General features: G+C 67.7%; 14 protein-coding genes and 2 pseudogenes. 14 read left to right on the top strand and 2 right to left on the bottom strand.

Translation table 11 applies throughout. From position 1 onward, the window contains the following. The first annotated feature begins 479 nt into the window (after positions 1-479). On the top strand, positions 480-1,685 hold the full coding sequence (locus GA0070620_RS19110; protein ID WP_091592809.1) for an IS110 family RNA-guided transposase: 1,206 nt from the start codon (positions 480-482) through the stop codon (positions 1,683-1,685). A 28-nt stretch (positions 1,686-1,713) separates the two neighbouring features. Here the strand turns inward: GA0070620_RS19110 and GA0070620_RS19105 are convergent, their stop codons facing one another. Beyond that, complete coding sequence (locus tag GA0070620_RS19105; RefSeq protein ID WP_091592807.1) at positions 1,714-2,745, bottom strand: helix-turn-helix domain-containing protein; 1,032 nt, start codon at positions 2,743-2,745, stop codon at positions 1,714-1,716. A 202-nt stretch (positions 2,746-2,947) separates the two neighbouring features. Between GA0070620_RS19105 and GA0070620_RS19100 the strand changes: the two genes are divergently transcribed. The 7 genes from GA0070620_RS19100 (at position 2,948) to GA0070620_RS19070 (ending at position 12,655) form a co-directional block, all read left to right on the top strand. Next, on the top strand, positions 2,948-3,898 hold the full coding sequence (locus GA0070620_RS19100) for a CBASS cGAMP-activated phospholipase (RefSeq protein ID WP_091592805.1): 951 nt from the start codon (positions 2,948-2,950) through the stop codon (positions 3,896-3,898). 4 nt (positions 3,899-3,902) lie between these two features. Then, complete coding sequence (locus GA0070620_RS19095) at positions 3,903-5,060, top strand: nucleotidyltransferase domain-containing protein (RefSeq protein WP_197677470.1); 1,158 nt, start codon at positions 3,903-3,905, stop codon at positions 5,058-5,060. Beyond that, positions 5,032-5,448, top strand: coding sequence for a hypothetical protein (locus tag GA0070620_RS19090; protein WP_091592802.1), 417 nt, complete (start codon positions 5,032-5,034; stop codon positions 5,446-5,448). The genes GA0070620_RS19095 and GA0070620_RS19090 overlap by 29 nt, the downstream gene beginning before the upstream one ends. An 85-nt stretch (positions 5,449-5,533) precedes the next feature. After that, a complete protein-coding gene (locus tag GA0070620_RS19085; protein ID WP_157741667.1) occupies positions 5,534-8,542 on the top strand; it encodes a hypothetical protein in 3,009 nt (1,002 codons plus the stop codon). 234 nt (positions 8,543-8,776) lie between these two features. Beyond that, on the top strand, positions 8,777-9,862 hold the full coding sequence (locus tag GA0070620_RS19080) for a hypothetical protein (RefSeq protein ID WP_091592799.1): 1,086 nt from the start codon (positions 8,777-8,779) through the stop codon (positions 9,860-9,862). 187 nt (positions 9,863-10,049) lie between these two features. Next, complete coding sequence (locus tag GA0070620_RS19075) at positions 10,050-11,582, top strand: hypothetical protein (protein ID WP_157741666.1); 1,533 nt, start codon at positions 10,050-10,052, stop codon at positions 11,580-11,582. After that, entirely contained in the window at positions 11,549-12,655 is a 1,107-nt protein-coding gene (locus GA0070620_RS19070; RefSeq protein WP_157741665.1) for a hypothetical protein, read from the top strand. The genes GA0070620_RS19075 and GA0070620_RS19070 overlap by 34 nt, the downstream gene beginning before the upstream one ends. A gap of 169 nt (positions 12,656-12,824) precedes the next feature. Here GA0070620_RS19070 and GA0070620_RS19065 read toward each other — a convergent pair whose 3' ends face one another. Beyond that, positions 12,825-13,313, bottom strand: coding sequence for a GNAT family N-acetyltransferase (locus GA0070620_RS19065; protein ID WP_091592794.1), 489 nt, complete (start codon positions 13,311-13,313; stop codon positions 12,825-12,827). Between the two features lie 414 nt (positions 13,314-13,727). On the opposite strand from GA0070620_RS19065, the gene GA0070620_RS19060 reads away from it, so the two are divergent. The 6 genes and pseudogenes from GA0070620_RS19060 to GA0070620_RS19045 all read left to right on the top strand — a co-directional run bounded on the left by GA0070620_RS19060 (position 13,728) and on the right by GA0070620_RS19045 (position 22,935). Continuing rightward, complete coding sequence (locus GA0070620_RS19060; protein WP_157741664.1) at positions 13,728-14,768, top strand: restriction endonuclease-related protein; 1,041 nt, start codon at positions 13,728-13,730, stop codon at positions 14,766-14,768. Beyond that, on the top strand, positions 14,765-18,100 hold the full coding sequence (locus GA0070620_RS19055) for a pPIWI_RE_Z domain-containing protein (RefSeq protein WP_157741663.1): 3,336 nt from the start codon (positions 14,765-14,767) through the stop codon (positions 18,098-18,100). The genes GA0070620_RS19060 and GA0070620_RS19055 overlap by 4 nt, the downstream gene beginning before the upstream one ends. Continuing rightward, positions 18,034-18,654, top strand: a pseudogene (locus tag GA0070620_RS34260) (pPIWI_RE module domain-containing protein); the annotation flags it as partial. The gene GA0070620_RS19055 and the pseudogene GA0070620_RS34260, both read left to right, overlap by 67 nt. Before the next feature lie 29 nt (positions 18,655-18,683). After that, positions 18,684-19,136: pseudogene (locus GA0070620_RS34255) on the top strand (pPIWI_RE module domain-containing protein); the annotation flags it as partial. 51 nt (positions 19,137-19,187) lie between these two features. Beyond that, positions 19,188-20,783, top strand: a complete 1,596-nt coding sequence (locus tag GA0070620_RS34250; RefSeq protein WP_231922440.1) for an RNaseH domain-containing protein — start codon at positions 19,188-19,190, stop codon at positions 20,781-20,783. A gap of 148 nt (positions 20,784-20,931) precedes the next feature. After that, positions 20,932-22,935, top strand: a complete 2,004-nt coding sequence (locus GA0070620_RS19045) for a hypothetical protein (RefSeq protein WP_091592788.1) — start codon at positions 20,932-20,934, stop codon at positions 22,933-22,935. The last annotated feature ends 268 nt before the right edge of the window (positions 22,936-23,203 follow it).

The following is a 23,203-nucleotide window of genomic DNA, read 5'->3' as shown; positions in this document are numbered from 1 at the left end:
CAGCATCGCCAGCCCCCGCGAGATCGACGTGGCGAAGCTGACCACGGGCCGCCGTACCCAACCGGTCGACCGGCACGCCGAGCAGGTCCGACACGGTCAGCACGCGCAGCGCCGCGGCGGGCCGCCGCCCAGCCCGCCGCCAGCAACCCCGCGCGGCAGCAGCATCCACCCGTGTCCGGAGACGCCAGGCCCTTCGCCGGGCAGCAGGAACGCAGCCGCCACCGCCCGAGTTCGTCGGGACCGCCACCAGACATCGAACTGTGTCGTTTATCGGTTGGACCCGGAGGGTTGGGTGACTGTCTGGGTGTGTGCTGCCGATGTCATGGCCAGCTAGGAGTAGGACGCCCCGGCCCTCGCTGATGACCGCTGTATCAGCACTGGATGGAGACTTGCGACCGATCGCCCTTTCCGAAGTTGTGACTACTGAACCGCGGCGGGTCCACGCCCCCTGACCAGACAACCGAAAAGGGTGATGCCCGATGGGCAGCCTGTGGGCCGGCGTCGACGTCGGCAAGACCCACCACCACGTATGCGTCGTCGACGACGACGGCACCGTCGTTCTGTCCGAGAAGATCCCCAACGACCAGCAGGCTATCTCCGGCATCGCCGGACGGCTCGGTAAGCGCCGTAAGCCGATCCGCTGGGCTGTCGACCTGCGCGGCGGGCCAGCGTCGCTGCTGTTGGCGGTTCTGTTCGACCGGGGCGCGGAGGTGCGCTATGTCAGCGGCACCGTCAGCTCGCGGATGGCGGAGGCGTTCCACGGTGAACGCAAGACCGACGCCCACGACGCCTACGTCATCGCCCAGACCCTGCGCATGCGCGGCGACCTACCGACCCTCACCCTCGCGGACGGGGTGCAGCAGCAGTTGAAGCTGCTCGTCTCTCGCCGCTTGGACCTGGTCGCCGACCGGGTCCGCATCACCGCCCGCATCCAGGACCTCCTGGCCATGATCAGCCCCGCCCTGGAGAAGGCGCTGAACCTGCGCAGCAAGGGCGCGCTCCGACTCCTTGCCCAGTGGCAGACCCCCGCCGCGCTGCGCCGCGCCGGCGAAGCCCGCATCCTGGCCTACCTACGCCAGCACGGCGTCCGGGCCGCCAAGACACTCACCGCCAAAGTCCTCACCGCCGCGCGGACCCAGACCGTCTCCGTCGCCGGTGAGGCCACCGCGGCCGGGATCGTGGCGCAGATGGCAACCGATCTGGAAGCGGTCAACGACCGCATCGCCGCCCTCGAGGAAACTATCGCCGCTGTGGTCGCCGAGCACGAACTGGGGAAGATCGTCACCAGTCTGCCCGGCATCGGCACCACCCTTGCCGCCGAGTTTCTCGCCCACGCAGGCACCCTCACCACCTACGCCAGCCCCGCGGCGCTCGCCGCGCACGCCGGGCTCGCGCCGATCTCCCGGGACTCCGGCCGCCGCCAGGGCCACCAAATTCGGCCGCACCGCTACCACCGTGGTCTGCGTCGGGTGTTCAGCATGTCCAGCTTCACCGCCCTGACGCACTGCCCACGATCCCGCGCCTACTACGACAAGAAGAGAGCCGAGGGAAAGACCCACCGCCAAGCCACCGCCGCCCTGTCCAGACAACGCCTCAACGTCCTCTGGGCCTGCATCCGCGACAAGACCCCCTACCAGCCCAAACAACCAAGATCAGCAGAGGTGGCGTCATGCGAACTCGCGTAGAGACTCCGCTTGCTGAAGATCAGTTTCTTTATTCGATAGATGTCGTGGCTGTGGTGATGCCGGCGATGATGTGGGCCGGTAGGGCTGCCCGTGCGCTCTTGCTGTGTGGGGCCTCCAGATAGCTGAGCAGGCGTGATGGCGTCTCGGGTGGTCCGAGTGGGACTGGTTCGAGGCGTCGCCATCCGCGGGCGGAGGAGGCCTTGATGGCTGTGAGGTAGGTGCTTTCGGTCATGCGGCCCAAGGTGCGGGCGCGCATGAGTAGGGCGGCTAGGGACACCTGCCAGTATCGCTTGAGCTCGAATAGCTTGGGCCAATCTACTGTGGTTGGTAGTTGGTTTCGGATCTCGTCCGCTGGCATGAGGAATGCCGCAGCGAATTGGTGCGCTTGTGTTTCGACCTCTTTTATCCCCCAGATCTGTTCGCCGTGGAGGACGAGGTGGGCGAGTTCGTGAGCGGCGTCGAAGCGTGAGCGTGCCCGGTCATTTTTGTCCGTACCGAGGACAACGACTGGGTGGTCGGGGAAGGGCAGTGAGAAGGCGTCGACGTCTGCGGTTCCGAGCGGGAGTCGGATGACGGCGATGCCGTGCCCTTCGAGGAGCCGGACGACGTCGGTGATCGGGCCGGCGGGGACGTTCCATGTCTTGCGGACTTGGTCGGCGATCCGCTCGATCTCGCTACGGGGAGCGTCCAGCCCGCTGGAGCGGATGCGGGGGACGTCGCCGCAGGCGAAATGTCCGGTCCGAGTCGCGTGGAGGGCTAGATCATGGGCGACGTGGGCGATTGCTCTTGCGCGACGGCGGTCTACCACTGCGGTCCGGCGCAGCGACCGGAAGAAGCCTTCGTGTGTCTCGGTCAACGGCTGGGCGAGGAACTCGGTGGGCACCTGCAGCGTGGCGCTGAGGGCGTGAACGCTCTCCGGGCTGGGACGTGCTGCGCCGCTCTCGAACTGGCTGATGGCTGCCGGTGTCAGGCCGACGGCGGCAGCGAGCTGTGCCTGGCTGAGCCCGACGAGTTCGCGGGCCACCCGCAGGCGTCCCCGTTCGAACTTCGACGTGCTCATGACTCTCCCAACCCGATCTTGTACTTCCGCATTGTGGCTGATCCGGCGCGTCGTGCCCGGTTGGCGCGGCGAAACAGTTACCTTCCGAGTGTAGAAGCACGCGCGGAAGCAGGCGTCGTGATATTAAGTACGAGGCAAAAGTTGATGATCCTCGAGGAGGGCGGATCGCGGTGGTGACGGTGACGAGGCCGGGTGGCGGCGGGTGACGACGCAGCGGTTCCAGATCCTGTCGCTGGACGGCGGGGGGTTGCGGGGGATGTTCTCCGCAGCCGTGCTGGCCCGGCTTGAGGAGGATCTCGGCATCCGGGTCACGGATCACTTCGACCTGATTGCCGGCACGTCGACCGGTGGCATCATCGCGTTGGGCCTGGGATTGGGCATGACACCTCGCGAGATCCTCGAGTTCTACACCGACCTCGGTCCGCGGGTCTTCCGTGACCGCAGCCGGTTGCGGGGCCTGCGGCACCTGGTACGTGCCAAGTACGCCGCCGGGCCGCTGCGCGCCGCGCTGACCGAGGTGCTGGGCGAGCGGACCTTCGGCGAGAGCACCAAGCGGTTGGTGATCACCTCGTACAACGTGGGCGCCGACGACGTGTACCTGTTCCGCACCCCGCACCTGCCGCAGCTGACCCGGGACTGGCGCGAACGGGCCGTCGACGTCGCCATGGCCACCGCCGCCGCCCCGACCTATCTGCCCGGCATGCCGCTGGGCGGTACCCGGCTGGTTGACGGCGGCGTCTGGGCGAACAACCCGGCGATGGTGGCACTGACCGAGGCGGTCGGTCCGCTCGGCCTGCCGCTGGACGCGATCCGGGTCTTCAGCCTGGGCACCACCACCGACGTGCGCCACCGCAGCCGCCGCCTCGACGGAGGAGGGCTCCTGCCGTGGGCTCGGGACGCGGTCGAGGTGCTGATGCGCGCGCAGAGCGAGAGCGCGATCAAGCAGGTCCGCCACTTCCTCAGCAACGACCGGGTACTCCGGCTCAACCCGACCGTGCCAACCGGGGTGCTCGCCTTGGACAAGGTCGACGCCGACGACCTCATCGGCCGGGCTGCCCACGAGAGCCGCACCGCCTCCCCGAGCTTCAACCGCTGCTTCGCCGATCACCGCGCGCCGGCGTACGTCCCGTACCACGCGGCCCGGAAGGACTGACGCGATGGACACCATCGAGCAGATGCTCTCCATGCTCCTCGACGGGGCGGTGGAGACCCTGGACATCTCCCCGCACCTGCAGCAGCTCGCCGTCGAACGCTACGAGGAGGTCGGCACCTGGCTGGCCGAACACGGCGAGCCTGACTGGCGCATCTACCCCCAGGGGTCCTTCCGGCTGGGCACCGTGGTGCGTCCGAGCACCCGGACGGGGGAGTACGACATTGACCTGGTCTGCCGGGTGCCGCGGCGCAAGGAGAACATCACCCAGGCCCAGCTCAAGCAGTTGCTCGGTGACATGCTCCACGCCTATCTGCGCTGGAAGAACCGGCAGGGCCATACCGACGGCCCCAAGTCCTGCGAGTCCCGCCGCCGCTGCTGGACCCTTGAGTACCCGGACCATGGCTTTCACCTTGACGTCCTGCCCACCATCCCGGACATCGAGCACCCGCCCACCGGCATCCTGCTCACCGACCAGAACCTGCGCGAGTGGCAGCACAGCAACCCGATCGGCTACGCCGACTGGTTCAAGCGGCGCTGCGAACAGGGCCGGAGCCTCGTCGAGGCCAAGCGCCACCTCAACGTTGCCGACGTGCCCGACTGGACGGTCCGCAGCACGCTGCAGCGCATTGTCCAGGTTCTCAAGTGGCACTGCATGTTGCGGTTCGCGAACGACCCGGACAACCGGCCACCGTCGATCCTGATCACTACCCTCGCCGCCCGGGCCTATCGCGGCGAGCAGGACCTGTTCACCGGCGCTCGAGCCGTGCTCGACGGGATGACCTCCTTCGTCGAGAACCGCCATGGCAAGTGGTGGGTGCCCAACCCGGCGCACGAGGAGGAGAATTTCGCGGACAAGTGGAACGAGTACCCCGAGCGGCGCCTGGCCTTCATCGCCTGGCACCGGGGCATCGTCACTGTGCTCGACGACCTCGCCGGCCTGCAGGGCAAGGGCCTGCAGGTTATCGCTTCTCGGATGTCGGAGAGCTTCAGCGCTGGGCCGGTCTTCAAGTCCGTAGAGAGCTACGGTGATCGCATGCGCCACAGCCGCGAGACCGGGGCTCTGCGCATGACCTCCACTGGCTTGCTCACCACCACCGCCACCACCGGCCCCCGGGTCCGCGATCACCACTTTTATGGCGAGCACCCCGACCCGCGCCGTTAACCTCCGCCGTCAACTTGCCGCGATAACCGCACTGCTCCCGGACGCCGTCGGTGCGGTCCACCGCGGTGAGCTGACGTGCATCATCCGCCTGCAACCGTCCCCGGCCAGCCAGATCTACACCGTGCGGCTGACCTATCGGCACGGCCGACGGCCCGAGGTGATGGTCACCGACCCGCCGCTCGCCCGGCACGCAGGGGCTGCCGCACTGCCGCACGTCTACGCCGGCGATGAGCTCTGCCTGTACTACCCCGGCCAGTGGAAGCAGGACATGTTCCTCGCCGCCACGGTCGTACCGTGGGCCGCGGAGTGGCTCATGCACTATGAGATCTGGCTCGTCACTGGACGATGGACTGGAGGTGGCCACACCCATGCCGGCGCAGGCCAATAGCCAGCTAGGAGCTACAGGGTCGTGGACCCCGGTTCCGCTCGATTCTCGGCTGCACCGCGGCCCTGCGGCCATCACCTTCGCTCCCGTGCTCGGGAAACTCGAGTCTCTGCCGTTGGACCAACTCACCTGGGAGAACTTCGAACGGATCCAGTGGCGGGTCATGCGCGATGTCGAGGGTCTGCGTCACGCGCAGATCTACGGCGAGCGCGGCCAGAGTCAGTACGGGCTGGATGTTGTCGCGCTCGCGCCGGACGGGGTCGGCGTTGCACTGCAGAGCAAGCGCTACAAGCGGTTTGGCCCGGCAGAGCTCAAAGCCGCTGTGACGAAGTTCCGGTCGACGACCCGTCCGTTCCAAGTAAGTCGGCTCATCATCGGCGTGAGTCGCGAGGTCACGTCGACCAAAGTCGTCGAGGACCTCGCTAAGTTCCGGGCCGAGTTTCATCCGATCACGTTGGATCTGTGGGACAGGCAGGAGCTGTCTCGACTCCTTCGCGGCGCGCCGGAGATCGTCATCGAGTTCTTCGGCCTGCCGACAGCCGAGGCCTTCTGCCTGCCATTCGAGCTGGAGCCCGTGCGGGTGCCGACTGCCGACGCGGTAGCCATCCGTGAGGCGCTGGCCCGGACGCCGGAGGAGACCACGGGTGCAGCCGCCCTACTCCGGGAGGCGCGCGCCGCGTCGGAGGAGCCCGAGCGCGCCTTGGCTCTGATCGAAGAAGCTCAGGCAAAACTGCGCGCAGCGGGATTTGGCAGCTACGCCGAGCAGCACGAAAACGAGCGTAATCGCCTTCTGGCGGGTCTCGGTCGCGTGGGCGAGGCGGCTCGGCGGACCCTGGATGGCATCTGGACAGCTCTCGACCGAGGGCTGAGCACAACCGCGCAGATCGGCCAACGGCGACTGCGCGAACTCGCCCGCGACGGGGCAACGGAGGGGCCAGCGAGGGAACTGGTGAAGGTCGCCGACGCGGCGATGGAGTTGTATTTCGACCCGCTGGCGTCCTTGCCGGAAGCCAGTGTGCTGGTCATCGGTGAGCACGCTGACCAGGTCCGACTCGCCGTCCTTGCCGGCGAGACGGCACTCGCGAATGGCGACCATGCCTGGCTTACCCGCGAGCGGCAGAAGTTGGCCGCGCTGGCGGAGACGGAGACCAGGGACCGAGTGCTCCGGACGCGGCTGCGGCTGCTGGTCGCCGAGTCGAGCGGTGACTGGTCGAACGTTCTTGAGGACGCGCGGAAGCTGCGCCTCGGGCACGCCCTCGGTGGCCTGGTGACAGCGCGCTATGCGCGGCACTGTGCGCTGCATCAGAGATTCGAGGAGGCAGAAGCCCTCTGGGACGAGGCAGCCGGCGACGCGTGCCTCGCCCAACGCTGGACAGACGCGGCAACCTGGACATTCAGCCGCCGAGCCTTCCGGGGCCGCTGGAAGCCATTTACAAGCGACGAACTGCTGCCGCTGCAGACGGCGCTACGCGAGATGGGGCCCACTCGCCCCGTCATCGCGACTGCGGAGGGCGCCTACGAGGAGGCTCTGGAAGGGCTACGCGTTCAGAAACTACGCTCCGCAGCAATTTCCGCTCAACGAGCACTGCGAGACGCTGTGGCGGTGAGCGACTGGGTGGCAGAGGGTAAGGCCAGGCAAGTCCTGGCCGCCGTGCTGGTCGAGGCGGACGAGCCGGTGGTCGCCGCGCGTCACCTCACTCGGGCGGGCGACGTCGAAGCCATCAAGAACCTAGGCAAAACGTGCTCCAGCAGCTTTATCGACATCACCGCTGAGCTGTCGGCCCCCAACTACTGGACCGTCGGTACCGCCTACCGGCTGATCGCGCAGCAGGCAGACGTGATTCCTGACGGCATGGTAAGGGTGATCGCGGGTCACATTGTCGCCGAGATCGCAGGCGCTGAAGCACGCGAGCTGGTTGACCTCAGATCCTTCGCGACCTCTCGTTACCGCGGAGCACTGAGCGCTCTCGCCGGCATCTCTGACCGCCTCACGTCTGAACATGCCGAGACGGTCTTGTCCCACTTCGAGCGGCAGCCGAAGGTAGAAGTGAATCACTATCGCCTCCACGATGGGGACGAAGCCGCAGCGGTAGCGCGTATCGCAATCAACCAGCCGGCACTCAGCCAGCGAGCCATACCGCACTTGGTGGCGTTGTTGGCCCGGTCGCAGTCATCGCGCAACCAGGCCGCGCGGGAAGCTATCGACCATTACATCGAGATCGCGAAACCTCACCTCGCCGAGCTGGCCGCCGAAGATGACGGGTGGGCGCAGGAGACGCTCGCCTATCACGATCCCGAAGCCAACCCGCCGGAAGTTGTCGAGCAGGCGTTGAGCCGCCTCACTACCCCCCTCAGCCACCAGCCGGGCGTCTACAGCACGGGAACCACCGCCGTCGGCGACTCGCTGCTCGTTCGTGCGATGCCCTCCACGCGCCTGGAGCCGGCCGTCGCGGAGCTCCTCCGGCGAGCCGACGACCCCCACGTCGGCTCCAGCGACCGAGGGGAGTACCTGGTCGCCGCGTCCAATCTCGCTCCCCATCTCGACGACGACGACCGCGACAAGCACTTCCCGGTCGCCCTGCGATGTGCCTCGGCGCCTACATCGTCTGAGCACGATGAATTTGATCAGCGGTTCGACCATCGGCTCGGATTCCTACGGATCACCAACCCCGACCAGGACAGCCGTGACCGTGCGTTGTTCCTCGCGGCCTGCCTAGCCACCGACGACGCTCGACGCGCCGCAGTCAGAAGCCAGGCGTACGCACTTCTCGGAGCCGGCGAAAACTCGGACTACTGGCCGACCCGAGCCCTGCAACAACTCGGCGACGCACTGAGGGACGATGTTGGATTCCTGGTCGCGCAGGGGTGGGCACTCAGGTCGTTCGCGGCAATCCTCTGGGCGCGGCACGGCAACCCGCCGCAAGTCGGGGCACGGCTCGCCGCCGATAAGGACGTCCGCGTCCGACGAGCCCTTGCCGAGGCCCTCGCCAGCGTCGAAGTCGCGGACTATCAGTCCGCCGCGCGCGACCGGCTCGCCCAAGACCCCTGCCACAGCGTCCGCTCCGCCCTGTGCAGCCGGACAAGACAGTCCGAGTAGCGTGACCCCACGCTGCGCTTGACTGCCGCTCTTCGGCCGGGATGCTCCGCCTTTCCGGGGTGCTCAACGTTGCGCCAAGGCATCAGAATGGACTGCGTGGCAGTTTCGCCCGGCACAGCAAGAGCGACCGGCCCCAACGGCAACTCGTTGGCACCTACGCTCCCGGGTAGGTCTGCCACGCCCGGTGGCCTATCTGGCCCTGCCTACGTCAGATATTCCCGCGACACCCTGACCGTGGACGGCGGGCCGGACGGCCGGTGGATCGCCGCAGACGAGTCCGGCTGGGATGGCGAGGCCCTTTTTCAGCCCACCGAGCCGTACATGACCATCGGTTCGGTCGCCATCGACGACGGCGACGCCGCCACGGTGCTGGCCCTGCTGCGGCGCGACGCTAGTATCGAGCAGGCTGGTGAGCTGAAGTTCAGCCACTTCGCCCGGGGCGGTAACCAGCGGCGGCTTGAGGTACTCGCGACGGCGCTGGAGCCTGGCGGCATGCTTGCCGGCAGGGCGAGCATCTTTATGATCGACAAGCGGTTCTTTGTCGCGGCTAAGATCATTGACCTGCTGCTTGAAGAGCATGCGCACAAGAACGGGATCGACCTGCACGCGGACGACCAGGCTCGGCGGTACGCGCAAAAGCTGATCGAAGAGGGCCCGCGGGCGCTTGGGGCCCCCATGTTCGACGAACTGATCAGAGTGTTTGTCCGCTTCGCCGGCATCCGCAACCGAGGACAGGCGTTGGTCGAGGTAGCCGAGCTGTTCCAGGTACTCGATGTTGCCGAACGCCGATCGCATCGCCGAGCGATCACGGACATCCTGGGCATGCTGCTACGGTGCCGCGCGCAGGCTGATGAACTGCAGAAGACGATGCTTGAACCGGACTTCCTTTTGGCGATGGAACCGTTGATCCCGGCGATGCCCGCCGTGCTCAACGAGTGGTCACGGCAAATCGGGCCGGCAAGCCTGCTCATGGACGCCCACAAGGTTCTGACCGACGACCGCATCGACATCTTGTGGAAGGCCATGACGGCGGGTCATCCAGACTTTCGATTCCTCTGGACTGGCGTCAGGCCGCGAGGGCTGGCACGGGGTGACTCATTGGATCATCCGTCGATCCAACTCGCCGACCTCGTAGCGGGGGCGGGACGCGCCGTGGCGCACTTTCACGAAGGCTTGACCACCCCCACCGCAGAAGTCGGCGCCGCACTCGCAACCAGCGTGGCACCGCTCATCACACCGCACAGCCTGATCGCGCACGACGAGCCCGCCCGCTTCTCCCGGCCAAAAGAGTCGAGGGGCCACCCGCCTACAGTCTCGTAGTTCGCAGGCAGCCGGATCCTGTTCCGTGTCGACGCCGGTTCAACCTTGGCCCCTCTGTTCGGGCGGGTTCCGAAGCTGCAGGTCAGTTTCAGGCGGCGCCGACAGTTGGTTCGTCCTTTGGTCCGGGCTGCCATATACGGCCGTGTCCAGCTCCCATCGAGGACGCCGTGCCCCTTACTGTCGGGTGGTGCAGCGATGGGATTCGCTCAATGAGCGGCAGCTCGACCTGCTTCGCCGGATCCACGGCGGTGATGACCTCAGCGGGCCGGACGGCGTCGAGTACCGGCGGTCGGCGCGTGCGCTCCAGGATCGGAACCTGGTGATGGTGACACGCAAGGCAGGGGTGTGGAGGGCGCGCTCGACCGATGCCGGCCGCTTCTACCTTGAGCATGGCCACCATCCCGATCATCCCGACCACCGTGCTTCCCTCCCGCGGTCCGAGACGCCGGCACCCGGCGGCATCGCCGGCGGCGCTTCGTCGACGGACCTGCTGCGATCGGCTCGCGAACTGCTCGACCGCCTACAGCGCGAGGGCGGCATGGTCCGTATCGAGAGTCCCGACAGTGAAACACGCGCCCGGTACCGCCGGATCATTCACGCGTTCAAGCAGCAGGGACTTGTGCCGTCGGGTCACCATCTGCGCCACACTGGCCGTGACGCCGGTGACATCGTCATCCGCCTGTACACCGGTGTCGGTCCGGACGAGACCGACTGGAACCGGATTCGGCTTAACACCAGACGTGTCACCACCGACCCGCATCTGGCGTTCAGCGCTCTCGAAGCCGATCCGACCAGCCTCGCCGTCAGCTCGGACCTACTGCCCCGGGCGTTGCTGCTGATCCGGCAGCTCGCCGGCGAGGCGGCCCGGCGTGGGCACCGGCTCGGGGTCAACACGAAGGCGAAACACCCGCGGGTGTTCCTCCAGGCCGGGCAGGTTCGACGCACGGTCACCCTGACCGAGGAACGCGACCAGGTCCCGCACGAACCCACCGCCGAGGAGCTGAAGGTGCTGCGCCTGCGGCCGTGGATGAAACCCGCGGAGTTCGACGTCGTCGACTCCGGCAGGCTCCGCTTGGAGATCGCCCGGGCCGGACACGACAACCGGGACACCTGGACCGACACCGCACGCGTACGTCTGGAACAGCGCGTCGCGCAGATCATCCAAGGGTTCGAGGCTGGCGTCACCGCCGACGAACAGCAACGGCGGGCAGCCGACGCCGCGCGGGAGAAGGCCGCGGCCGAGCACCGTCGGCGGCAGGAGGAAGCTGCGGCCGAGCGCAGACGGCAGGAGGAGGCCACCCTCGCGCAATGGCACGCCGCGATGGCCGACGCCCGCGTCCGGGCCACCGAGAAGATCCGCGCGGACACGTTTCGCCACGCCTACCAGGCGTGGACCACCGCATCTGACATCCGCGCGTTCTGCACCGCCCTTGAACAGGCGGCCGAGGGGCGGACCGGCGCCGGCGGGGACCTCGCCAGCTGGGTCGCGTGGGGCAGGGCCGCCGCCGACCGGATCGACCCCATCCGCAATCCCCGCGTGCTGGCTGACATCGACTACAACCCCGAGCCCGGGCCCGACGACCTGCGCCCGTTCCTCGGTGACTGGAGCCCTCACAGGCCACGCAAGGAGCACCGCCCTGATCACGACCGGCAGGCCCACGCCGGCATCCGCCGACAGGCCGAATCGTGGCACCACGGGCTGCTCGACCGCGGCGCCTGAAGTGCGTCCACCCCTCAACCGCCACCACACTCCGGCCGGATGCGCACGAGCCTGCACCGGGACCTGCCGCCATCGCGGCGCGAACCGCCACCACGACCCGGTACCACGCAACAAGCGACGCTTACCCGAAGGACGGCTGGATGAGAATCGACCCCTCCCGCTTCACCGTCGGCGACGAATGGGCGTACCGGCAGTCGGACCACGGACCGTCCGAACGCGTCCGCATCCTGGCCGTCGAGCCGAAGAAGACCAGCGCCCGCCTCGAGATCAGATTCCTCGACGACCCCGACGAACGGGTGGAGAAGGTCCCCGGGTCGCGGCTGCGGGTGCCGTGGAGCGAGGTCGGGACCTTCGACGCGCTGATGGCGAACTGGCAACGCATCGACGATCTGAACCTCGACCGCACAGAGGAAGCCTGCATCGAGGAGATCTTCGGCCTCTTGATCAGCGATGACGTAGCCGAACTGCTCTGGTCCCCGGTGTCATGCGCCACCGACATCCACGACAGGGCCCGGCTGAGCGAGATCATCGACGGCCCGATCGACGACATCCTCGCCTCGGCCCAATGGTTCGACCACGACGGCCGGACCATCCTGTCACCGGCCGGCACCCTCCAACTGGTCGAGGCCGCGTGCCGAGCCCATCCGACCCAGGTCCTCGACCTCGTCATCGAGCAGGAAGCCCAGTCCCGGCACAAATGCAAGTTCGGCGATGAGCACCGCGTCGGCCGCGACAGCCGGTCGACGACACCGGAATGGGAGTACGACTGGTACCGCCGCCACGACCGGCCCCGCCACGAACTACTACGCCAGTGGTGCGGCCACCGGGCAGTCACCCACTACGAACGGTTCCTCGCCGCGGAAGCCGAAACCCACCGCCTCGACATCCTGGTAACCGACCTCCTCAAGGCCTTGGACACCCTCGGCGAACACGAACAGGCCGCCCGCTTCGCCGAGGAACACGAACGCGACCGCATCACACCCCACACGATCCGCCCCGTCGTCGAACGCCCCCTACACCCCTCCGAGATACCCGTACGCGAGATCAAGGTCAGGAGCCGTTGGTGGTCCTGAAGGCGTTGCCCCAACTGATTCTGCTCGGATCAAGGACCTGAGGTCAGGCCCAGGGGTCCGGTCCGTCGCGATCGTCGCGACCGGCGACCGCTGGGGTGCCGAGAATCTGAGCACCGCCAGAGCGATACCTCATTCGCGCCCAGCTTCCGCTCAAATTTTGGCCGCTTAGCTATCGCAGGTGGCTTAGCAACTCGGCAAGCGGCGCGCCGTGAACGTCTTCAGGGTCACCGTTGATCAGCGGTGCGAGGCCACAGGATCGGAAGAAGGCCACTCGCTTCAGAACATCGTCATCGCTCTGATCAGGCGATAGGGCGACGAATGAACATCCTGCCAGGGCTGCCTGCTCGGCGAAGTAGCGCACCAGAGCTGTGCCGATGCCTTTCCGCTGCGCGTCGGGGCGGACCCCAATCAGGTAGATCCACGCGTGCGGCAAGGGGTGGTCCGGCTGCTCGATGCGCTCGTCGTACGTCGAGTCGAAGCGGCCTTCGACCAGGCCAAGAACCTCGTTCCCGTCGACCGCTACCCAGCTTGGCAGGGACGGTTCAGGGCCTCCCTCGGCGGCGTACTGGTAGTCCCAGCCCTCCTGATCGTGGCCCATGCCGTAGAGGATGTCCGCCATCTGCTGGTAGTCAGCGGGCTGGGACGTGCGGAGCAGCATCAGACCAGGGTACGTACGGCACGCCACCGCTCGTCGGCGCCGGCACCCTAGCCGGTTCTGCTCGACCTGACGTCCTACTCGGCCGGTCAACGACAGCCACGAAGACGAGGCATGCGGCGATCAGTTGATGATCAATCGGAAGGCTCGCTCGCGGCCTTATCTCGCGGGCCGCGACAGTGTCAGGGGCGCGGTGTCTACTGGAGCCGCCCCTTTGCGGGGGCAACCGCTCGGACTTAGGTGTGAGGAACGGCTTCAGTGGACGTTCATGTTCAAGTACCAATCGTTGGCGGGCATCTCGGACGGGATCGGACCCCGGATGATGACTACCTGACGGTGATGATGTTGTCCGCTGGACTGGCCGGCATCGTTCAGCGGAGGAGACAGGCGGCGGGCGGGCCGGCGAAGGAGGCGGGGTTGTTGCCGGCCCCGTGGCGGGTGGGCTTCTCGCGTCTGTGGTGGCGCTTCGCCGACCAGGCTCTGCAGCCGCTCGACAGTGACCTCGCCCTGTTGGAGCTCTGCGCGCAGCCGCTGGCGACGTGGCCTGTGCAGCTTGACCTGTCGATCACTGACCTGCAGAACAGTCTGTTGGCCGACGGTGACCTGTCCGAGTTCGCGGAGCAGGGTTCTCGGCTCGCGCGGCACGACGTGGAGGCCGAGTGGACCGAGAACCAGGTACACCTGGCGCTGCGGGAAGCCGCAGCCGCGAACGGCTCCTCGGACGAGGAGATCGGGGAGGCGTACGCGGTGCTTCGGCGCTACCTCATCGACCACGCGGTCGTCGCCGACCGTGAGGTTCGCGGCCTTGAGCGGCGTTTCCCGGCGACGGACAACAGCGGACAGACGCACGTCCACCGGCTGATCAGCCTCGCCTACCACTCGAGGCCCGCCCGGGCGCCGCAGGAGTACATCCTGTGCCCATCGTGCCGCAACGTGCTGGCCGATGCTTCGGCGTGTTGCGCGACCGCGGGTTGTCCCGGGGGTTCACCGGAGACGTGGACGGCCGTGCCGACGGCAGTGGTCTACGAGCAACACCGGGCGACGCGCAAGTACATCCACGACCCGGGCCTAGTGGAGGCGCGGATCATCGACGCGCTGTCGGTCGACTCGCTGGCGCCGACGGTCAGGGTCACTCCGTACCCGGGAGTCGACGCGCTGGACGTGTTGATCGAGTTCCTGCGCCCAGGCGTCGGCGGGGTGCCGGAGGTTGCCGAGACCTGGGGCGTGGACGCGAAGGACCAGGTCAGCGCGCGGCTGTTGGGCCGGGGATTTACCTGGCCGCAGGCACCGGCGTGTGACCGGCGGTACCTGGCGCTTCCCGCTCACCGGGCGGTGCAGCCGGGTTACATCAGCGACTTGGAGGCCGAACTCGACGGGCGGGTCGCGGGCGTGCACGTGATCGACGAGAACCAGCTGGTGGCTCGGGCCAAGGAGCGGGCGAAGGAGTTGGCCGCGTGAGAGAAACCTCGTCGTGGCGCGACAGCTTGATGAAGCAGATGCGCCGGGAGCAGTTCCCGGAGGCGGTGATGGCTCGGGACGCGTTCTGCCGGGTCGAGCTGGGGCTGCACTTCCTGACAAAGCACTTCCCGGGCGAGCCAGTGGGGGCGCTGCAGCCGCTGCTGTCCGGGTACGTCGACCTGCCGCCCGAGCTCGTGGCGGAGTGCCGGCGGGTGCGACACCGCATGGGTGACGTGGCCCGGCGCGGCTACTGGCGCAGGCTGCTCAACCACTACCTGCGGGTGCCGCAGGAATGGCGGCGCTTCGCCCGCACGGACGCCGCGGACGGGCAGGTCAACGACAAAACCGTGTTCACCGTCGCAGGCTCGGCGTTGTGCCAGGACCGCGTGGCGACGTACGACGCGGCGCTGGCTGACCCCCTGCAGTACAGGCTGACCCCGCCCCGGCCGCCGGCACCGGCCGGGCGGCGGTACGAGTTCCGCGTCGGAGACAGCGTCGAGGTGATTCACCTGCCGTCGACGCTGCCGCCGGCCCCGCCCGTCGCGCGGCTTCCCCTCATGGCCCGCCGCTCCCGGGAACCCTGGACGGTGTCGTTCGAGAAGGAGCTGCTGGAGACGGCGAGGGAGATCGACCGCAGGCTCGTCGGCAAGCCGCACATCACGAACCGGAACTGGCACAAGCGCCTGACGGAGAACATGCGCTTCAGCTCCGTCGACCGCAACGGCCCCGGCCTGGTCGACAGACCCGAGACCTTCGTCCTCGACGGCGTGTCCCACATCGTCGGGCTCATGAACTCGGGCAAGACCACCCTCACCGACGTGTTGGCGGTCAACCGGGTGCTGAAGCACGGCAACCGGGTCGGGATGGTCCTGGGCTCGGTCGGTGACGTCTACGCCAAGGTGTCGTTCCTCCGGTCGATCGGCATCGACGCCGTGCCCCTGATCGGGCGGAGCAACCGCGCCGAGCACGCCGCACGGTACTGGCGCTCCGCGATCGAGGAATCTCCCGTCCTCGTGCCCGACGACGACAACCCTGCCGACCCGGCTGCCGCCTACGCCAACGCCTCCTGCCTGCTGGAACCCTTCCGGCGCTCAGCCAACCCCGCCTGGAAGCCGCTGGAGCCGAACGAGTTCCCGTGCCACGGCAAGCTACGCGACGCCGAGGCAGATGAGCCGGCCGCCTACGACTGCCCGCTGCTGTCGATCTGCCCGGCGCAGAAGGCTCACCGCGAGATCGCCAACGCGCAGGTCTGGGTCACCACCGCGCAGTGCCTCATCGCCAGCCGCGCGGAACCGGCTGACGCGTCCATGCGCTGGTTCGAGGCCTTCCAGCCGCACACCGACCTGCTCGTCATCGACGAGGCGGACGCTGTCCAACAGGTGCTGGACTCCCGGTTCGTGCAGACCGAGCCCTTGGTAGCCGCGGGCAAGGGCTGGACGCACCGGATGGTCCAGTACACCAACGCCGCCCTGGACAACCAGAGCATGGCGCCGGCGGCCGACGACGAGGTCGACCGCTGGCACACGCAGCTGCAGATCCACCAGAACGCGGTCTTCGTCCTGAACCGGCTGGCCCTGTCGCCGCCCGGCCAGCGGCTGAAGGAGTTGCTCGGCGACGCGCCGTTCACGGCGCACTCGCTATTGCGCCGCGTCGCCCGGACCCTGTTCGGGCTGCCCTCGCGCGGCGAGGGGGACAAGCGCGTCGAGGACCTCGCCGACGACTTCTACCGCCACGAGCTGCAGGAATTCGCGGAGACCCCCCTGAGCGAGCAGCCGCACAGCCTCGACGAGGTCGTCGCCCAGGTGACCCGCCAGCCACGGACAGACGCCGCAGTGGCGCTGGCCATCGACAACTGGCTCGACCGGTGGCTGGAGCCGAACATCAAGGCAGGGCATGTGCGCCGCGAATGGTTCGACCAGCGTCGCGGCCTGCTGCGCCTGGTCGTCGAGGCAGCCATCTGCGCCGGCCGCATCACCACGACGTTCTTCACCATGACGACGATGTACCCATCGGTGCGGGAACATCTGCAACTGCCCGACGAGGAAACTTTCTGGGCCGACCAGCCTCCACGCGACTACCGGCCGATCGTTCCCGAGGCCCCGATGGGCAACATCCTCGCCCTGCGGTGGGCCGACAGCCGCAACGGCGGCGCGTCGCTGCAGCTGCTGTGGGTGCACGGAGTCGGCCGGTGGCTGCTACACCACGCGCACGACCTCCTCGCCTGCGAGGGCGTGCAGGGCCCTCACGTGGTGCTGACCTCTGCCACCAGCTGGGCACCCGGCTCGTCGTTCTACCACATCCCCATCGAGCCCACCGCCGTGCTGCGCCCACCCCCCGAGGACGAGACCGCCCTGCGCCAATCCCACATGGCAGTAAGGGCCCAGAGGGCCGGCGCCGACCCGATCTTCGTGTCCGGCAAGACCGGCAGCCGGCGCCACGACGCCCTGCGGCTGCTGGTCACCGCGCTGTGCCAGCCCGTCGACGGCCGCCCGCGCAGCCTCGTCGACGAGCTGCGGGCGAAGCTGCCCGAAGACCGGCGCAAGATCCTGTTCGTGGTCCTCTCCGGCGACGAGGCACGCACCGTCGGCGACCACATCAACGCCCGAGTACCCCAGCTCAGCGCACGGATCGTCGTACCCGACGCCGCCGACCCCGGCGTCGGCGGCATCCAACGCCGTCTCGTCGGGCGCTTCGGCACGGGCGAGGAGGACATCCTCGTCGCCGCCGAGATGTCGATCCAGCGCGGCTACAACATCCTCAACGCCAATGACACCGCCGCCCTCGGCGCCGTCATCTACCTGACCCGCTCCCACCCGCCGCCCTTCGACTTGGCCTTCCCCCTGTCACTGGTGAGCCAACTGGCCATGGATCACCTCCAACGGCCGCGGGCCGCCGCCCCCGGCGAAGTTGGCGGCGTCGTGAAGCAGCTCCGCTCCACTGCCCGCAAGGTCTGGTTCGACGCCATCGGCCGCCCCATCCAGTTCCGCGCTCTCGACCCGCAGGACCGGCGCGTCTTCGTCGCCAACAATCTCGTCCCGATGAGCCAGACCATCGGACGCAGCATCCGGGGTAACCAGCCGACCACCGTGCTGCTGTGCGACGCGGCCTTCGCCGAACGACTCGCCGACCCCGAGGAGAAGGCCGCGGACACGGCGCGTACCAGCATCGTCGTGGCCACCGACCAGTACCTTGGACAACTGCTGGCCACGCCCACCGACGGCGCGAGCCAGCACCGCCTGCGAGAGCACGCCGTCAACACCGCCGTGTGGGGCCTGATGGGCCACCTGGTCCGCACCAACGACCCCCTGGGATCGAGGAGGACTCCCCGGTGACCGACACCGAGACCAGCGAGAACACGGCCAAGCCGCCCCGCAGGACCACCGGCGACCACCTGCGGCTGCTCGCGTTCGACATCGAGCCAGGCGCCCGCTGGGAAGTGGAGTGCGACGTCGCGGCGATGCCCGCCACCTGGTTCACCGAACTCGACAAGCAATGGCGCACCCGGCCGTTCGGTCGGCCTGGGCACTCGCTGCCCACCAGCAGCCTCAAAGAGCTCCTCTGCGGCATCGACCCGGCGATCATGTACGTCAACTGGAACCTGAGGTCGGACGACTTCATCGTCGCGTTCCCCGGCATCGACACCTACGTGGTCACCGACGCGATCGCCAGCTGGGCCACCACCGAAATCACCGACCAGGTCGACTGGTACCAGATGCTCAAGCCGGCCGACCTCGTCTTCGACCGCCGCTGCTTCAATCTCCTCGAATACACCGTCCGCCCGAACGGCACCGCCGCGGTGGCCCCGCACGTCTACCAGATGCTGCCCTCCTTCCTCGCCAAGGAAGTCGTCGACCAGAAACTCGACCTGCTCGGCAAGGCCCGGCGCGACTTCATCCTCGGCCCCCGAGAAGCGACGGCCGACGAAGCGCCGTCCTCTGGCCACCCCAGCGAACCGACGACGACCGCGCCGGCCCCGGACTCGTCACCGCCAAGATCGATTTCCACGTGGAGACGGCACCCAACGTCCCCGTGCCGCGCATCCACGCCGACATCAGCATCAGCCGCTTCCCCCTCATGCCCGTGGCCTACGTGCCGTCAAGAGGCAAAGGCCCCACCTCAGCCACCATCTGGCTCCACGGACCTCAAGGCTTCCTCGGCCGCGACGACGAACTCCACACCCTGCTGTCCGCGCCGGCACGCCAAATGCGGATCCCCGGCGGAGGCTGGCAGTGGCAGTGGAGCCCCGGCCTCGCCCGCGCCCTCGCGAAGCTCACCCAACTCTCGTTCCCCGACCCGCACAAGACCCTCGCCGACCCGGCCGCAGCCGCCGACCTGCTCGACGAACGCGCCATCCGCGCCTACTTCCTGTACAGCGAAGGCACCAAGAGCCAAGCGGCGGATGCCGACGCCGCACCCGGCATGGACGTCGACGGCAAGGAATCCAGACGAGCCAAGACGCTCGTCCACGCTGCCAACACCGGCTTGGTGCCAGGAGACCATTTCGACGTCCACGACAGGCTGCGTGGCCTCCTCGCCCGGCGCGGGATCCGGCCGCTGCTCGACCTCGAGCGTGTCGGCTCCCGCGCCACCCGCAAGATCAAAGCCGCGTTCGACCCGAACACCACGTACACCATCGAACTGTGGACGCAGAGCGACATCACTCGCGAGGCCGTACTCGCGACCCTGGAGCACCATTTCGGCCTCGCACCCGCGTGCGACCCGGGCGACAACAGCGTGATCCGTTTCGCCGGCGACCTCGACATCACCGTCCGCCTGCGCAACGGTGCCGAGGTCGGCGTCGGCGTCCAACCCGACCCGGACCAGAAGAAGACCGACGACGCCTTGCTCCAGCTGCATACCAACCGGCTTGCAAGGGAGGTCCTCGGGGGAAGCGCTGACCGACTGGGGGCCATCGTCGAACTGCAGGACGCTGCCTTCTTCCAACGCGCCAGGCTCATCGACCCGAAGCCCGGCCTGAAGAAGGCCTTCGCCCGCACCAACCGGCGCCTGCAGTGCCTGCGGCCAGCCCAGCTGTTCACCGAGCCGAAGACCTGGCCTGAGAATGCCAAACGGAAGAAGCCCGAGCCATACCCGGGCACCCGGTTCGGGGCCAGTACCATCCTGCGCGTGGCGTCGGCTATCACCGACTGCCTTCGCCAGCTCGGCCGTTTCGGTCCCTACCAGATGCCCGTCGGACTGCCCGACATCGAGCAGGTCGGGATCTGGCTACACCACGACGGCCCTACCTGCATCCCGATGGTCATCCGCCAACAACCCGACGGCACCGCAACCGCCTACCTCCCCGGCGCAGACGGCAGTCCCTCCCATACGGTGCCCTACGCCGACCTACCCGCCCTCCTCGCCGACGGCAAGGGACGCATCGGCCCCGGCAGGCAGCAGAAGCAGATCCTGGCAGCCTTCCTCGTCAACGTCCTGGGTGTCGGCGGCGCCGCCGACTCGGCAACCCACGACCGCATTGTCATGGTCAGAGCCGCCGGATTCCGGAACTGGGGCTGGGACTGGATGCAGGACAAGCACTTGCGCCCCGACCAGCTGATCCTGCCCGGCGTCGAGATCGAAGACGACACCGACCTCCCCGAGACCATCGGACCCGACAAGACACCGGGCCTACGCATCGTCCGCGTCCGAGACCGCTCCAGCACCATGGAAGTCCCTCGCGGCTTCGCCAACGACCTCGACAAGCACCACCCCAGGGTCAGCGGACTGTTCCGCGCCAGCGAACGCGTCTACTACTCCGTCAACCCCAAGTCGGACCAGATGCAGACTCCACACGGCCGCACAAAGCTCGACCCCGACATCCACACCAACTTCTCCGTCCAGGCATCGAACCCGGTGCCCCTGGAGATCTGCGTCGCCCACCAACAGCCCGACGACGATCCGGCAGCCCTCGCCACACTGGTGTCACTGCTGCGTAGAGCACATGCCCACACTGACCAGGCCACCAAGTACCCCGGTGTCCTCCACCTCTGCTCGCTGGCCGACGAATACCTTTGAGTTTGAGTCAGTACGACACATCGATGAAGACGCTGCTGCTCTGGCCCAGAGCCTTGGGCCATCTAGCCAGGTACGTGACGGCCGGATGGCGGCGAACTAGGTAGGTTCGCCGGTAAGAAGTTTCGCAGCTAACCGATACGTTGGGACCATGACCGGGGCGGATAGCTATGCCCAATGGCAGGAGATTTTGGCTTGCCGGTACTTCGGTGATGCCCAGGCGGGCCGGCCCGTGCTTCTGTTCGCCAGCGACGAGGAACTCGCGGAACTTGGAGGATCCGGCTCGCTTACCGACGCAGTGGCGCGCTATCTGCGCCTGGCCGACGAGACACAGCTGTTCTGGCCTGTGGAAGCTGCGGTGGCGCGGTGGCGTAGGGGTAGCCGAACTGAGCCGCCGCCGTGCCTACCATTGCTTGCCGTCACCGTGCTGGCCGCGACACGGATGCACCGCGACGAGCGTTCGGCGCCGAATGCCTACTACATTCGTCTAGCGGAAGCGTTGAAGCCCAGCGCCCCACCAGACGATCTCGCTCGCTTGCGAGACCGGCTGTCGCAGGCCTTCGACGTGGTCGTAGCGTTGTGGCGGGTGCTGCACGACTGGCTCGGTGGGATGCAGGGCCAGCGGGGGATTAGCACTATCCGGACCGGGGGACACTTCCACCGCATCGGCTACCCGCTGTCCCAGGCGCTTGTTCGCGCCGAGGACCGCCACCGGCTGACAGAGTTCTTCGCAGCGCTTGGCATCGATCGTGGTGGCGCTCCGAATCAAGACAGCATCCTCTACCACCTGCGCATTTGGGCCAGTCGGCCGCGTGGACTGTCGCCTAGGCTAGTGATGGCGTTGCAGAACGACGCCGACTCGCAGCTTCTGGGCGGGGTGCTGTCGTCGCTAGCGGAGCACTGGGACGGGGTGGTACGCGAGCGGGCAGGTTTGCGGCGTGGCCGGTTGCGCGCCTGCGCCGATACCGACTCGTGGACGATGTGGTGGGAAGTAGAGCGTGTGGCGGGCATTAACGAGGACGTAGTGCAACTGCCCGGTGGTGGGGAGTTGAAGCTGTCTGTCCGGGGAGACGGCGATCTGTATGACCTGGACGGGGACATGCCCACCTTCTCGGAGGCACTTCGAAATGGCCTACACGCTCGCGGTACGCAGCTAGCGCTGCACGTTCCGGCTGCCGACGTTGTAGCGATGCGCAAGGACCCCACGATCGGTGCCTGGGCGGCGCACGCCGGAGTAGTTGCCTTCGAGGATCAGGTGCTATTGGTCGCCGCGGCTGCCGCGGCTGAGGTCAGCAGGATCCTGGAGGCGTCCGCGGCCGCGGGCTGGAAACCGGCAAGGGCATCCATGCTGTCGGGCTGGGTGACCTTCCTCAACGTGCGCATTACCAATCCAGCTGCGGTCGAGGATGCTCTGCCGGGCTTGCGAGAGGGAGTGGCCTCGGCGCTGCGCCAGGACACGGGCATATTGCCGGTGCTATGCCACGGTCTTCCGGTGGGGCGCGGCTTGGGCCGTCGCCACTATCTGGCTGGCGGCGAGCCGGACATGCTGCTGCCTGCCGGTGAGCAGACGCGCATGGTTCGCGCTGTGTTGGATGGCGTTGAGCAGGAGTTCCGGGCTGCGGGTTTTCCGGTACCGCTTCGGGTGCTGGGTCCGCTTCCTGCGGGGAGGCATGAACTGACCGCTGACCGGACGGACCTCAGCTTTACTGTGGTCCAGACGCTCGGTGCCCAGGCGGTGCCGGTAGATCCGGCCGGCGCCGCTGTACAAGGCGCATGGGTAGGCACGGGAAACCCCGGCGGCCAGCCGGTGCTGGTTCGCCGCGGCCTCCACGAGGCCCACGCGCTGCTCGATGACGGGACCGTTGCACCCGTCGAAGAGCCCGCTGTCCCGGCATGGCTGAAGGCCCTCATAGGTGTCGGAGCGACGTACCGGTTCGAATACGTTCCGCCGCCCGGGACTGCATGGATTGCCGAGCGGTCACAGCTAGGGTGGCGTGTCCGGCCGGTGCATCCCACCCTCCCCGCCATGCACCAGCTAACCGCTGCCGCTCAAGACGTGTGGGGACGTCTGCTGGATCCGGCAACGCGGATCGCCAGCGACCAAGACCGCTGGCGGCTGTACACCCAGGCCGCGGAGAAGCTCATTGGACGCTGACCTGTTGGCTCGCTGGATGAGCGAAGTCCAGCACGGCAGCCTTGATGACCTGTCTACGCGGATTAGGTGGCTCGCGGCCACGGGCCAGCACGGGCACCGCGATACGAGGGGGTTCAGCGCAGGCCGGTGGCTCAGGGACGCCGAGACGATGTGCCTTGCACGGGTCGACTGGACTGCAGGCTCCTGGCGGGCAGCACCAACGGTGATTACTCGGTTGCCCCAGTCGGATGGCACCGCCCTTCTAGCCGGCGCCCGCCCGGCCAGTGTG

Source organism: Micromonospora krabiensis, from assembly GCF_900091425.1.
Taxonomy (GTDB): Bacteria; Actinomycetota; Actinomycetes; order Mycobacteriales; family Micromonosporaceae; genus Micromonospora; species Micromonospora krabiensis.
This window is presented reverse-complemented; position numbering and strand designations above follow the sequence as displayed.

Coding starts and splice junctions, on each gene's coding strand:
- GA0070620_RS19110 (WP_091592809.1), top strand. CDS start 480: ATGGGCAGCCTGTGGGCCGGCGTCGACGTCGGCAAGACCCACCACCAC.
- GA0070620_RS19105 (WP_091592807.1), bottom strand. CDS start 2,745: ATGAGCACGTCGAAGTTCGAACGGGGACGCCTGCGGGTGGCCCGCGAA.
- GA0070620_RS19095 (WP_197677470.1), top strand. CDS start 3,903: ATGGACACCATCGAGCAGATGCTCTCCATGCTCCTCGACGGGGCGGTG.
- GA0070620_RS19090 (WP_091592802.1), top strand. CDS start 5,032: ATGGCGAGCACCCCGACCCGCGCCGTTAACCTCCGCCGTCAACTTGCC.
- GA0070620_RS19065 (WP_091592794.1), bottom strand. CDS start 13,313: ATGCTGCTCCGCACGTCCCAGCCCGCTGACTACCAGCAGATGGCGGAC.
- GA0070620_RS34250 (WP_231922440.1), top strand. CDS start 19,188: ATGGACGTCGACGGCAAGGAATCCAGACGAGCCAAGACGCTCGTCCAC.
- GA0070620_RS19045 (WP_091592788.1), top strand. CDS start 20,932: ATGACCGGGGCGGATAGCTATGCCCAATGGCAGGAGATTTTGGCTTGC.